The sequence below is a fragment of the Azospirillum sp. TSH64 genome, from assembly GCF_003116035.1.
GTDB lineage: Bacteria > Pseudomonadota > Alphaproteobacteria > Azospirillales > Azospirillaceae > Azospirillum.
The window spans coordinates 6,479,794-6,492,764 of the sequence record NZ_LGQW01000015.1 but is presented as its reverse complement, the minus strand read 5'-3'; the positions used below and the strand labels follow the sequence as shown (position 1 = coordinate 6,492,764).

The 12,971-nt window shown below is 67.0% G+C and carries 10 protein-coding genes; 9 read left to right on the top strand and 1 reads right to left on the bottom strand.

Translation table 11 applies throughout. The features are described 5' to 3' along the window. Positions 1 to 8: 8 nt before the first annotated feature. From TSH64_RS30700 to fdhF, 9 genes are all read left to right on the top strand, one after another. Complete coding sequence (locus tag TSH64_RS30700; protein WP_109450873.1) at positions 9 to 449, top strand: ribulose bisphosphate carboxylase small subunit; 441 nt, start codon at positions 9 to 11, stop codon at positions 447 to 449. Continuing rightward, the gene (gene rpe, locus TSH64_RS30695; protein ID WP_109450871.1) at positions 439 to 1,161 is read left to right on the top strand and encodes a ribulose-phosphate 3-epimerase; all 723 of its coding nucleotides are present in this window, start codon (positions 439 to 441) and stop codon (positions 1,159 to 1,161) included. The genes TSH64_RS30700 and rpe overlap by 11 nt, the downstream gene beginning before the upstream one ends. Then, positions 1,158 to 2,078 (top strand): CbbX protein, encoded by a 921-nt coding sequence (gene cbbX, locus TSH64_RS30690; RefSeq protein WP_247873239.1) that lies wholly within the window; start codon positions 1,158 to 1,160, stop codon positions 2,076 to 2,078. The genes rpe and cbbX overlap by 4 nt, the downstream gene beginning before the upstream one ends. Positions 2,079 to 2,124: 46 nt before the next feature. Beyond that, a complete protein-coding gene (locus TSH64_RS30685; RefSeq protein WP_109450868.1) occupies positions 2,125 to 3,237 on the top strand; it encodes a class 1 fructose-bisphosphatase in 1,113 nt (370 codons plus the stop codon). 13 nt (positions 3,238 to 3,250) lie between these two features. Beyond that, positions 3,251 to 4,126 (top strand): phosphoribulokinase, encoded by an 876-nt coding sequence (locus TSH64_RS30680; RefSeq protein ID WP_109450867.1) that lies wholly within the window; start codon positions 3,251 to 3,253, stop codon positions 4,124 to 4,126. A 53-nt stretch (positions 4,127 to 4,179) separates the two neighbouring features. After that, the gene (gene tkt, locus TSH64_RS30675; RefSeq protein WP_247873238.1) at positions 4,180 to 6,246 is read left to right on the top strand and encodes a transketolase; all 2,067 of its coding nucleotides are present in this window, start codon (positions 4,180 to 4,182) and stop codon (positions 6,244 to 6,246) included. A 16-nt stretch (positions 6,247 to 6,262) separates the two neighbouring features. Further along, complete coding sequence (gene fba, locus TSH64_RS30670) at positions 6,263 to 7,354, top strand: class II fructose-bisphosphate aldolase (RefSeq protein WP_109450864.1); 1,092 nt, start codon at positions 6,263 to 6,265, stop codon at positions 7,352 to 7,354. Positions 7,355 to 7,690: 336 nt separating this feature from the next. Beyond that, positions 7,691 to 9,478, top strand: a complete 1,788-nt coding sequence (locus TSH64_RS30665; RefSeq protein ID WP_247873237.1) for an NAD(P)H-dependent oxidoreductase subunit E — start codon at positions 7,691 to 7,693, stop codon at positions 9,476 to 9,478. A 10-nt stretch (positions 9,479 to 9,488) separates the two neighbouring features. Next, positions 9,489 to 12,260, top strand: coding sequence for a formate dehydrogenase subunit alpha (fdhF, locus tag TSH64_RS30660; RefSeq protein WP_109450863.1), 2,772 nt, complete (start codon positions 9,489 to 9,491; stop codon positions 12,258 to 12,260). On the opposite strand, the gene TSH64_RS30655 is transcribed toward fdhF, so the two are convergent. Further along, entirely contained in the window at positions 12,220 to 12,948 is a 729-nt protein-coding gene (locus TSH64_RS30655; protein WP_109450861.1) for a (5-formylfuran-3-yl)methyl phosphate synthase, read from the bottom strand. The two genes, fdhF and TSH64_RS30655, sit on opposite strands and share 41 nt — an antisense overlap. Between the last annotated feature and the right edge of the window lie 23 nt (positions 12,949 to 12,971).

The following is a 12,971-nucleotide window of genomic DNA, read 5'->3' as shown; positions in this document are numbered from 1 at the left end:
CGATTCCCATGCGACTGACCCAGGGCCAGTTCTCCTTCCTGCCGGACTTGACGGACGAGGAGATCACCAGACAGGTGCAATACGCCCTCGACCAGGGCTGGGCCGTGGCGGTGGAGTTTACCGACGACCCGCACCCGCGCAACAGCTATTGGACGATGTGGGGCAACCCCATGTTCGACCTTCGCGACGCCAAGGGCGTGATGATGGAGATCGACGCCTGCCGCGTCGCGCATCCCGAGCAGTATGTGAAGGTTCTCGCCTTCGACAGTTCGCAAGGCTTCGAGACTGTGCGAATGTCGTTCCTGATCAACCGCCCGGCGGAGGAACCCGGTTTCGAGCTGTTGCGCTCGGAGGGGCCGGGGCGGCGCATCGGCTACACGGTACGCAGCTATGCCACCGGCCGCCCCGCCGGGCAGCGCTATGGCGGGGAGACCCGTCATGGACCGTGAGCTTGGGTCCGGATATCTGCTTGCTCCGTCGATCCTCTCCGCCGACTTCGCACGGCTGGGCGAGGAGGTGGAGCGGGTGGTGGAGGCGGGATGCGACGTCATCCATGTCGACGTGATGGACAATCATTATGTCCCCAACCTGACCATCGGTCCGTTGGTCTGCGCCGCCATCCGTCCGCACACCCGTGCCATCCTCGACATCCATCTGATGGTGCGCCCGGTCGATGCGCTGGTGCCGCTGTTCGCCAGGGCCGGTGCCGACATCATCAGCATCCATCCCGAGGCATCGGACCATCCCGACCGTACGCTGGCGCTGATCCGTGAAGAGGGTTGCCGTGCCGGACTGGCGCTGAACCCGGCCACGCCTCTGGCCTGTCTGGACCATGTGATGGACCGGCTGGACCTGATCCTCGTCATGTCGGTCAATCCCGGCTTCGGCGGCCAGCCCTTCATCCCTTCCGCATTCGAGAAGATTGCTGAAGTCCGCCGCCGGATCGAACGCCACCGCGAGCGCACCGGCCGCGACATCCGGCTGGAGGTGGACGGCGGCATCAAGCCTGACAACATCCGTGCCGTGGCCGATGCCGGCGCCGATATCTTCGTTGCCGGATCCGCCATCTTCGGCGCGGCGGATGCCGACGGCGGCTATCGCGGCGTGGCCGGGCGGATGCGCTCAGCCCTGATGGCTGAAGCGGAATGGAGGGCGGCATGAGCGGGGTCGCCGACCTTCCCGATCTTGAGACCCGTGACCGGCCGTCAGACGCTCCATCCATCGATCTCGACGCGCTTTACCGGGAGTCCGGCATCGGCGGAATGCTGGCGGGGATGGATCGCGACCTTGTCGGGCTGAGACCGGTGAAGACCCGCATCCGCGAGATCGCCGCCCTGCTGCTGGTGGAACGCGCCCGCCGCAGCATCGGGCTTCGGGCGGAGCCGCCGTCGCTGCACATGTGCTTCACCGGCAATCCGGGCACCGGCAAGACCAGTGTGGCGCGGCGCATGGCCGGGCTTCTCCATGGGTTGGGCTACATCCGCCGCGACCATGTGGTCGGCGTCACCCGTGACGATCTGGTCGGCCAGTATATCGGCCACACGGCACCCAAGACGAAGGAGGTGCTGAAGCGCGCCATGGGCGGCGTGCTGTTCATCGACGAGGCCTATTACCTCTACCGACCGGAGAATGAGCGCGATTACGGGCTGGAGGCCATTGAAATCCTGCTTCAGGTGATGGAGGACAACCGCGACGACCTCGTGGTGATCCTCGCCGGCTACCGCGACCGCATGGAGGTCTTCTTCCGCTCCAATCCCGGCATGGCATCGCGCATCGCCCACCATGTCGATTTCCCCGACTACGAGGCGGAAGAGCTGCTGGAGATCGCCCGGCTGATGACGGCGGGCATGCAGTACCGCCTGGCGCCGGAGGCCGAGCGGGCGATGGCCGACTACATCCTGCGCCGCATGGCCCAGCCTCGATTCGCCAACGCCCGTTCCATCCGCAACGCGCTGGACCGCGCCCGCCTGCGGCAGGCCAACCGCCTGTTCGAAGCGCGCGGCAGTGCCATCGCCGCCGCCGACCTGCTGACCATCGCCGAGGAGGACATCCGCCAAAGCCGCGTCTTCACACAATAGGCCGGCAGCAAGCCGGCCGCACATAACACCGAGAGAGGGGGAACCGATGCCGCACCGTCACACCACCTTCAGCAAATTCATCATCGAGGACCAACGTCGCCGCGGCGGGGCCGACACCGATCTGACGGCTCTGCTCAACGACGTGCAGACCGCGTGCAAGTTCATCGCCAGCGCCGCCGCCCGCGGATCGCTGGCTCCCTCCGCCGGCCAGCCGGCAGGTCCGGCTTCCGAACCCGGTGTCAACGTTCATGGCGAGACGCAGAAGCCGCTCGACCTGGTCGCCAACGAGATCATGCTGCGCACCTGCGAATATGGCGGCAAGCTCTGCGGCATGGCGTCGGAGGAAATGGAGAAGCCCTACCGCATCCCCCGCGAATATCCGCGCGGCCGCTATCTGCTGGCCTTCGATCCGCTGGACGGTTCGTCGAACGTCGACGTCAACCTGACCGTCGGCACCATCTTTTCCATCCTCAAGGCGCCCAACGGTGTGGATGAGCCGGAAGTGGAGCATTTCCTGCAGCCCGGCACGCAACAGGTGGCGGCCGGCTTTGCACTCTACGGACCGGCCGACATGATCATCGCCACCTTTGGCGAGGGCGTGCACGGCTTCACGCTCGACCGCGAGATCGGCGCCTACACTCTGACCCACCCGGACATGCGCATCCCCGATCATGTCTGCGAGTTCGCAATCAACAGCTCCAATGCCCGCTTCTGGGAGCCGCCGGTACGCCAGTATGTGGAGGAATGCATCAAGGGCAGTTCCGGTCCGCGCGAGGCGGACTTCAACATGCGCTGGATCGCGTCCCTGGTGGCTGAGGTCTACCGCATCCTGATCCGCGGCGGCGTCTTCCTCTACCCGCGCGACGCCAGACCGACCCACAAGCCTGGCAGGCTGCGCCTTCTTTACGAGGCCAACCCCATCGCCATGCTGGTGGAGCAGGCGGGCGGAGCGGCCAGCACCGGGCGTCAGCGCATCCTCGACATCAAGCCGATGGCCCTGCACCAGCGCGTGCCGGTCATCCTGGGATCGAAGGCGGAGGTGGAACGGCTGGTCGCCTACCACGCCGCCTATGACCGCGGGGAGGAACTGGCCTTCCACGCCCCGCTGTTCGGCAGCCGATCGCTTTTCCTCGCCTCCGAAACCGCGGCACTCGGCTGAGGGAGAACACACCATGTCGGCCCGTCATCCGATCATCGTCGTCACCGGTTCCTCCGGCGCCGGAACGACCACCGTCACCCGCACCTTCCAGCAGATCTTCCGCAGGGAGGGCATCGCCGCCGCCATCGTCGAGGGCGACAGCTTTCACCGCTACGACCGGCGGGAAATGCGCGCCAAGGTCGCCGAAGCGCAGGAGGAGCCCCATTCGACCTTCAGCCATTTCGGCCCCGACGCCAACCTGTTCGAGGAACTGGACGATCTGTTCCGCAGCTATGGGGAGACCGGCGGCGGCCGGACCCGCCGGTATCTGCATGACGCCAAGGAGGCCGAGCCCTGTGGCCAGGAACCCGGCACCTTCACCCCGTGGGAGGAAATCGAACCCGGCACCGACCTGCTGTTCTACGAGGGGCTGCACGGTTGCGTGCGCACCGACCGTGTCGATCTCGCCCGTCATGCCGACCTGAAGATCGGCGTCGTTCCCATCGTGAACCTCGAATGGATCCAGAAGATCCACCGCGACCGCAACATGCGCGGCTATTCGGAGGAGGCCATCGTCGACACCATTCTGCGGCGCATGCCCGATTACGTGAAATACATCTGCCCGCAGTTCAGCAGCACCGACGTGAATTTCCAGCGCGTGCCGACGGTGGACACCAGCAATCCCTTCATCGCCCGCGACATTCCGACCTCCGACGAGAGCATGCTGGTCATCCGCTTCACCCGGCCGAAGGGCATCGACTTCCCTTATCTGCTGTCCATGCTGAAGGACAGCTTCATGACCCGGCCCAACACAATCGTTTGCCCGGGCGACAAGATGGCGCTGGCGATGCAACTGATCTTCACGCCCATGATCTGGCAACTCGCCGACCGCAAGAAGAAGGCGTTCTGAGCGGGGCGCCGGAAAGACACCCATCGGGGAGGATACCAGAGATGAGCGCATCGATGAGCGCGACCATTGAGGTCCGCGAACAGGACCGGCTTGCCGGTTCGCCGACCGAGTTGCCCGACGATACTCCCGACCACGGCTCCGGACGCCGCCAGTTGGCGAACGCATTGCGCATTCTCGCCATCGATGCCGTGGAGGCTGCGAATTCCGGCCATCCCGGCATGCCGATGGGGATGGCCGACATCGCCGAGGCAATGTGGCGCCGCCATCTGCGCCACAATCCGAGCGACCCCGGCTGGCCTGACCGCGACCGCTTCGTGCTGTCGAACGGGCACGGCTCCATGCTGCTCTACGCCCTTCTGCACCTGACCGGCTACGACCTGCCGATGGAGGAACTGCGGCGCTTCCGGCAGCTCGGTTCCCGCACGCCGGGCCATCCGGAATATGGCATCACACCGGGGGTGGAGACGACCACCGGGCCGCTGGGGCAGGGGCTCGCCAATGCCATTGGCATGGCACTTGGCGAACGGCTGCTGGGGGCGGAGTTCAACAGGCCGGGGTACCGGATCGTCGATCACCGGACCTTCTGCTTCGTCGGCGACGGTTGCCTGATGGAAGGGATCAGCCACGAGGCCTGCTCGCTGGCAGGCACGCTGGGTTTGGAAAAGCTGGTGGTCTTCTATGACGACAACGGCATTTCTATCGATGGTCCCGTCGCCGGCTGGTTCACCGACGACACACCGCAACGGTTCGAGGCCTATGGCTGGCGGGTGATCCGGCATGTCGATGGCCACGACGCCTACGCGCTCGACGCCGCCATCGACGAGGCGCTGACCCCCTGCGGCAAGCCGACTCTGATCTGCTGCCGGACGGTGATCGGTCACGGCTCTCCCAACCGGGCCGGTTCGGCCGAGGCGCATGGCACCCCGCTGGGCTCGGCGGAGGTCGTCGCGACCAGGGCCGCGCTCGGATGGACCGCCCCGCCCTTCGAGATGGCGGAGGAGATGCGCGCCGGCTGGGACGCCCGGCGGCGCGGTGCCGCGGCGCAGGCCGACTGGCAGGCCCGGTTCGACGCCTATGCCGACGCCCATCCGCAGGCTGCGGCGGAGTTCCTGCGGCGGATGCGCGGCGACCTGCCGGAGAACTTCGCCAGTTCGGCCGATGCCTGGATCGGCGCCGTCGCCGCGCGGGCGGAGGCGATGGCAACGCGCAAGGCGTCACAGCAGGCGATCGGTGCGTTGGCGGGCCTGCTGCCGGAATTGCTGGGCGGATCGGCGGACCTGACCGGCTCCACCCTCACCGACTGGCGGGGGAGCGGCGGGCGCCACCTTCATTACGGCGTGCGGGAATTCGCGATGGCGGCCGTGATGAACGGCCTGGCGCTGCATGGCGGCTTTCTGCCCTTCGGCGGCACCTTCCTGGCCTTTTCCGACTATGCCCGCAACGGCCTGCGCCTGTCGGCGCTGATGGGACTGCGCGTGGTCCACGTCTTCACCCATGACGGCATCGGCCTGGGCGAAGACGGTCCGACCCATCAGCCGGTCGAGCATGCCGCCAGCCTGCGTCTGATCCCGAACCTCGACGTCTGGCGCCCGTGCGATGCCCTGGAGACCGCCGTCGCTTGGCGCGCTGCGGTGGAGCGGTCGCATGGGCCGACCGCGCTGCTGTTGTCGCGACAGAACCTGCCGCCCCAGGGAACGGGGCGCGTCGGCACTGACCGCGCCCGTGACACGGCCCATGGCGGCTATGTGCTGGCCGACGATGGGCGGCCCGATGTGGTGTTGATCGCCACCGGATCGGAGGTGTCCATCGCCATGGAGGCTCGGTTGCTGCTCGCGAAGCAGGGCATCGCCGCCCGCGTCGTCTCCATGCCCTGTTGCGAGCTGTTCGACCGGCAGGATTCGTCATGGCGCAGCGCCGTACTGCCCGACGGCATTCCCCGCCTGGCGGTGGAGGCCGGGGCGACCGGGCTGTGGCGTGCCACCGTCGGGCTCGCCGGCGACGTGGTGGGCCTTGACCGTTACGGCGAGTCAGCTCCCGCCGCAGACCTCTACCGCCATTTCGGCGTCACGGCCGACGCGGTGGCCGACCGCGCACAACGCCTTTGCGTCCCCCTGTCCTGAACCGGAGACCTCCCCGATGGCCCTGATCTCCCTTCGGCAGCTCCTCGACCATGCGGCCGAGCATGGCTATGGCGTGCCGGCCTTCAACATCAACAACATGGAACAGATCCAGGCGATCATGCAGGCGGCGGAGGATTGCGCCAGCCCGGTGATCCTCCAAGCCTCGGCCGGAGCGCGCAAATATGCCGGCGAGCCGTTCCTACGGCATATGGTGCAGGCGGCGGCAGAGATGTGGCCGCACATTCCCGTCTGCCTGCATCAGGACCATGGCGCCAGTCCGGCGGTCTGCCAGCAGGCCATCCGTTCCGGCTTCACCAGCGTGATGATGGACGGCTCGTTGCTGGACGACATGAAGACACCGGCCGGCTACGACTACAACATCCGCGTCACCCGGCGGGTGGTGGAGCAGGCGCACGCCGTCGGCGTTTCAGTGGAGGGCGAACTGGGCTGCCTCGGTTCGCTGGAGACCGGCCAGGCGGGGGAGGAGGACGGTTCCGGTGCTGCCGGCACGCTGTCGCGAGACCAGCTTCTGACCGATCCGGAGCAGGCGGTCGATTTCGTGGCGCGCACGGGCGTGGACGCGCTCGCCATCGCCATCGGCACCAGCCACGGCGCCTACAAGTTCAGCCGCCGCCCGGATGGCGAGGTGCTGGCGATCCAACGCATCCGCGCCATCCATGAGCGCATCCCCGACACCCATCTGGTGATGCATGGGTCATCCAGCGTGCCGCAGGAGTGGCTGGAGATCATCCGCACCCATGGCGGTCGCATTCGCGAGACCTACGGCGTCCCGGTGGAGGAGATCCGCGAGGGCATCCGCAATGGCGTGCGCAAGGTCAACATCGACACCGACATCCGCCTCGCCATGAGCGGCAGCCTGCGTCGCGCGTTGATGACGCGACCGGAGGAATTCGACCCGCGCCGCTTCCTGGCCGAGGCCACCAGGGCCGCCCGCGGCCTCTGCCGCGAACGGTTCCAAGCCTTCGGATCCGCCGGATACGCGGAGCGGATCGTTCCGCTTCCGTTGGAACGGATGGCCGCCCGCGCCGCGGCATCGGAGTTCGCGGCGATGGATTGTCGGACGTCGACGGTGATGGCGCCGCACTGACGGAGGCGGCGCTGAATCGACGGGGCCCCGCATCTCGGTCACGCCCTCAACCGCTTGCTTGGCGGTTGGGGGCGTTTTGCGTCAGCGCGGCCCTGCGGCGTTCCCCGGTTCACTACCTTATCGAACGTTCGGACGTGCTTGCGGTTATTGTCCGCAGCAATATCGACTTACGCCAACAGCCCATCCGACATTCCCATCCGGCCAAAGCCGGGAATAATTTAGAATGCTGACATTCAGCAAAATATCGGTTAACGTGGCATCTGGTATACGAAACGCCAGGAACTTGGGATCGCGACAACCAGAAGCGCGGACCACCCAGCAGAGGCCAGAACCGTCGTGACCGCATTCCCTCCGATCATCAGCGCAACGCCGCCCGGCGGCGTTCCCGCCCGCAGCATCCATCCCGGCTCCGGCCGCCGCAAGACGCGCGACCAGCAGAAGGGCCGTCAGGTCGATCCCCTCAGCCTTGACGAGATACGGGCGCTTCTCGGCGACCGGTCCCGTCAGCCGGATCTGCTGATCGAGCATCTCCACCTGCTTCAGGACCATTACGGCTGCCTGCATGCTCGCCATCTCGCCGCCTTGGCGAAGGAGATGAAGCTGGCGCTGGTCGAAGTGTTCGAAGTGGCGTCCTTCTACGCCCATTTCGACATCGTGATGGACGGAGAGCCGGCTCCGCCGAAGCTGACCATCCGTGTCTGCGACTCCCTGAGCTGCGCGCTGGCCGGGGCCGAGCAGTTGCACGAGGCGCTGAAGGCCGGTGTCGACGAGCGCGAGGTCCGCGTCGTGCGCGCACCCTGCATGGGCGGCTGCAACAATGCCCCCGTCGTGGCGATCGGTCATGCTCCGCACGAGAACGCGACGGTCGACAGCGTGCTCGATGCCGTGGCCCATGGCCATGTCCACCCGGACATTCCCGACTATCTGGGCTTCGACGACTACATCCGCGGCGGCGGCTACAAGATGCTGGCCGAATGCCTGAACGGCGCGCGCGACGTCGATGCCGTGCTGAAGGGGCTGGAGGATTCCAGCATCCGCGGCCTGGGCGGGGCCGGCTTCCCCACCGGCCTGAAATGGCGCTATGTCCGGGCGGAGCCGGGACCGCGCATGATGGCGATCAACGGTGACGAGGGCGAGCCCGGCACCTTCAAGGACCGCTTCCATCTGGAGCGCGACCCGCACCGCTTTCTGGAAGGGATGCTGATCGGCGCCTGGACGGTCGAGGCGACCGATGTCTACATTTACCTGCGCGACGAATACCCGCAATGCCGGGAAATCCTGCTGCGCGAAATCCCGAAGGTCGAGGCCGCCGGTTTCGCCCGCCACACCCGCATCCATCTCCGTCGCGGTGCCGGCGCCTACATCTGCGGCGAGGAGTCGGCGATGCTGGAAAGCATCGAAGGCAAGCGCGGGCTGCCCCGGCACAAGCCGCCCTTCCCATCGGTGGTCGGCCTGTTCGGCCGCCCGACGCTGATCAACAACATCGAGACGGTGTTCTGGGTCCGCGAGATCCTGGAGAAGGGCGGTTCCTGGTTCGCCAGCCATGGCCTGAACGGCCGCAAGGGGCTGCGCACCTTCTCGGTCTCCGGCCGGGTCAAGGAACCGGGGGTCAAGCTGGCCCCGGCCGGCATCACCTTGCAGGAGCTGATCGACCAGTATTGCGGCGGCATGGCCGACGGCCACACGCTGAAGGGCTACCTGCCCGGCGGTCCGTCGGGCGGCATCCTGCCGGCGTCGATGGCGAACATTCCGCTCGATTTCGGCACGCTGGAGGCACACGGGTCCTTCATCGGTTCGGCTGCCGTCGTCGTGCTGTCCGACAAGGACAACATGCGCGACGTGGCGCTCAACCTGCTGAAATTCTTCGAGGATGAGAGCTGCGGCCAATGCACCCCTTGCCGGGTCGGCACCGAGAAGGCGGTGCGCCTGATCGGCGAACCGGAATGGGACGAGGAACTGTTGACGGCCCTCGCCACCGTCATGGGCGATGCCTCGATCTGTGGCCTGGGTCAGGCGGCGATGAATCCGATCAAGCTGGTGATGAAGCATTTCCGCGACGACTTCGTGTCGCGCCAGGGCAGGGCACAAGGTGCGGCCCAGGGCGCAACCGGATCGCAGGGGTAAGGAGACCGACATGTCCAACGGCATCACGTTCACCCTGGACGGCACCGAGGTCGAGGCACGCAACGGCGAGACGATCTGGCAGGTCGCGACCCGGCTCGGCACCGAGATCCCGCATCTCTGCCATCGGCCGGAACCGGGCTACCGCCCGGACGGCAACTGCCGCGCCTGCATGGTCGAGATCGAGGGGGAGCGCGTGCTCGCCGCCTCCTGCATCCGCAAGCCCAAGCCCGGCATGACCGTGCGCACCGCGTCGGAGCGGGCCAAGGCATCGCGCAAGCTGGTCTTCGAACTGCTGCTGGCCGACCAGCCGGAGCGGGAGACCGCGCATGATCCCAACTCCACCTTCTGGAACTGGGCCGACAAGGTCGAGATCGCCGGCAGCCGCTTTCCCGCCGTGGACCGGCCGACCAAGACCGACGACATGTCGCATCCGGCGATGGCAGTCCAGCTCGACGCCTGCATCCACTGCAACCTGTGCGTCCGCGCCTGCCGCGAGGTGCAGGTCAACGACGTTATCGGCATGGCGGCGCGCGGGCATCTGGAAAAGATCGTCTTCGATTTCGACGACCCGATGGGCCAGTCCACCTGCGTCGCCTGCGGCGAGTGTGTGCAGGCCTGCCCGACCGGTGCGCTGATGCCGGCGACACTGGTGGACGAGAAGGGCGTCTACGCCAACGCACCCGACCGTGAAGTCGACTCCGTCTGCCCGTACTGCGGTGTCGGCTGCCAGCTGACCTACAAGATCAAAGACAACAAGATCGTCGCCGTCGACGGCAAGGACGGTCCGTCGAACCAGAACCGCCTGTGCGTCAAGGGCCGTTTCGGCTTCGATTACGCCCATCACGGCGACCGGCTGACCGTGCCGCTGATCCGCAAGGAGGGGGTGTCGAAGCACGATGTCGACATCGACCCGATGAACCCCTTCACCCATTTCCGCGAAGCGACCTGGGACGAGGCGCTGGTGGTGGCGGCCGGCGGACTGCGCAAGATCAGGGACGAGCGCGGCGGCAATGCGCTGGCCGGTTTCGGGTCGGCCAAGGGGTCGAACGAGGAGGCCTATCTGTTCCAGAAGCTGGTCCGCACCGGCTTCGGCACCAACAACGTCGATCACTGCACGCGGCTCTGCCATGCCTCGTCGGTTGCGGCGCTGATCGAGGGCGTCGGGTCGGGGGCGGTGTCGGCGCCCTTCATGGCGGCGGAGGATGCTGAGGTGATCGTCATCATCGGCGCCAACCCGACGGAGAACCATCCCGTCGCCGCCACCTTCTTCAAGAACGCGGCGGAGCGCGGCGCCAAGCTGATCGTCATGGATCCGCGCGGGCTGGCGATGGCGCGCCATGCCACGCACATGCTGCAGTTCACGCCGGGCCGTGACGTGTCGATGCTGAACGCCATCCTCCACACCATCATCGCGGAGGGCCTGTACGACCGCCAGTATGTCCAGGCCAACACCGAGGATTTCGAGGCGCTGGTCGAGACGGTCAAGGACTACCCGCCCGAGGAGATGGAGAAGATCTGCGGCATCCCGGCCGCCACCCTGCGCACGGTGGCCCGGCTGTTCGCACGGTCCAAGGCGTCGATCATCTTCTGGGGCATGGGCGTGTCGCAGCACATCCACGGCACCGACAACAGCCGCTGCCTGATCGCGCTGTCGCTGGTCACCGGCCAGATCGGACGCCCCGGCACCGGCCTGCATCCGCTGCGCGGCCAGAACAACGTCCAGGGCGCGTCCGACGCCGGCCTGATCCCGATGTTCTACCCCGACTACAAGTCGGTCGAGGATCCGGAGGTCCAGTCCTTCTACGAAAATTACTGGGGCACCAAGCTGGACGGCAAGCGCGGCCTGACGGTGGTCGAGATCATGGACGCCATCCATGACGGCCGGATCAACGGCCTCTACATCGAGGGCGAGAATCCGGCGATGTCCGATCCGGACGTAACCCACGCCCGCGAGGCGCTGGCCATGCTGGATCATCTGGTGGTGCAGGACATCTTCCTGACCGAGACGGCCAAATACGCCGACGTGGTTCTGCCGGCATCGGCCTGGCCGGAGAAGGACGGCACCGTCATCAATACCAACCGTCAGGTTCAGATGGGCCGTGCGGCGGTGCCGCTGCCGGGCGAAGCGCGCCAGGATCTGTGGATCATCCAGGACATGGCGCGCGGGCTGGGCCTGAACTGGACCTATACCCACGTGTCGGAGGTGTTCGCCGAGATGGTCGGTGCGATGCCATCGCTCGCCAACATCAGCTGGGAGCGGGTCGAGCGCGAAGGCTCCGTCACCTATCCGGTCGACGGTCCGGACCAGCCCGGCCACGACATCGTCTTTGGCAACGGCTTCCCGACGAAGACGGGCCGCGGGCGTTTCGTGCCGGCGCGGCCGATCAACCCGGCGGAGACACCCGACCTCGACTACCCGCTGGTGCTCACCACCGGTCGCCAGTTGGAGCATTGGCACACCGGGTCGATGACACGCCGGTCCAGCGTGCTGGATGCGGTGGAGCCGGAGGCGGTCGCCTATGTCTCCCCGCATGACCTCACCCGCGCCGGGATGAGGACCGGCGACTACATGCTGGTGTCGAGCCGTCGTGGCACGATCCGCCTGAAGGCGCGTATCGACGACCGCATGCCGGTGGGGCTGGTCTTCATCCCCTTCGCCTACGCGGAAGCGGCGGCGAATGTGCTGACCAACCCGCAGCTCGATCCTTTCGGCAAGATCCCGGAGTTCAAATACTGCGCGATCAAGATCGAGAAGGCGCAGATGGCCGAGGCGGCGGAGTAGAACGGGCCATGGCGGCGGCGACCCGCGATACCGCTTGCGGGTCGATGCCGGCGGTGCGCTCCCCGTCGCAGAGCGCACCGCGGAAGCCGAGGTAATCGGGCGACAGGGCGGTCAGGGCCGGGATGTCTGCAACCCGCAGCGACCCGGCCAGCCCGGTCAGCAGGCGGTGTGCTTTCGTGCAGGATATGAAGGCACCCAACTGCGCGTCCTGCCAATGATGGCGCAGGCCGTGGCGCTTGCCCGCCGTGTCCAGCATCGCGCCGCGAAAGCCGGCGGCGGCGAGCCTGTCAATGGGCAGGCAGCAGGGATCGCTTGGCCACAGATCGGCGAACAGCACGGCGATCAGGGCCGTCCCCTCCGCCGCCAGCGGGGCGAGCGCGTCGATGCATTTCTCGGGCGCTCCCTCGGGCGGGAAGCCGATCTTGACGAAATCGACGCCGGTGGCGGCGACCCGGCGCACCGCCGGCACCAAGGCGTCGGGCCGCATCGGGTGGTCGCCGACGGTGGCGCTCAACTTCGGCCGTCCCGGTAGATTTGCCAGATCCCGCACCGCCGCGGCGATGTCCACGGCATCCCAGGCGCCGAGCGCCCCCGCGCCAGGATTCTTCAGGTCCAGAATGTCCGGTGCCGCCGGCAGGATCAGGGCGATTTCCGCCGCATCGGCGACGCTGGCCAGCCATCCGGTCATGACTCCTCCTTCGCGCGGTGTGC

Bases quoted from the DNA above. Each gene is read 5' to 3' on its own strand.
- cbbX (WP_247873239.1), top strand. From the start codon at position 1,158: ATGAGCGGGGTCGCCGACCTTCCCGATCTTGAGACCCGTGACCGGCCG.
- TSH64_RS30655 (WP_109450861.1), bottom strand. From the start codon at position 12,948: ATGACCGGATGGCTGGCCAGCGTCGCCGATGCGGCGGAAATCGCCCTG.
- fba (WP_109450864.1), top strand. From the start codon at position 6,263: ATGGCCCTGATCTCCCTTCGGCAGCTCCTCGACCATGCGGCCGAGCAT.
- TSH64_RS30680 (WP_109450867.1), top strand. From the start codon at position 3,251: ATGTCGGCCCGTCATCCGATCATCGTCGTCACCGGTTCCTCCGGCGCC.
- fdhF (WP_109450863.1), top strand. From the start codon at position 9,489: ATGTCCAACGGCATCACGTTCACCCTGGACGGCACCGAGGTCGAGGCA.
- tkt (WP_247873238.1), top strand. From the start codon at position 4,180: ATGAGCGCGACCATTGAGGTCCGCGAACAGGACCGGCTTGCCGGTTCG.
- rpe (WP_109450871.1), top strand. From the start codon at position 439: ATGGACCGTGAGCTTGGGTCCGGATATCTGCTTGCTCCGTCGATCCTC.
- TSH64_RS30700 (WP_109450873.1), top strand. From the start codon at position 9: ATGCGACTGACCCAGGGCCAGTTCTCCTTCCTGCCGGACTTGACGGAC.
- TSH64_RS30685 (WP_109450868.1), top strand. From the start codon at position 2,125: ATGCCGCACCGTCACACCACCTTCAGCAAATTCATCATCGAGGACCAA.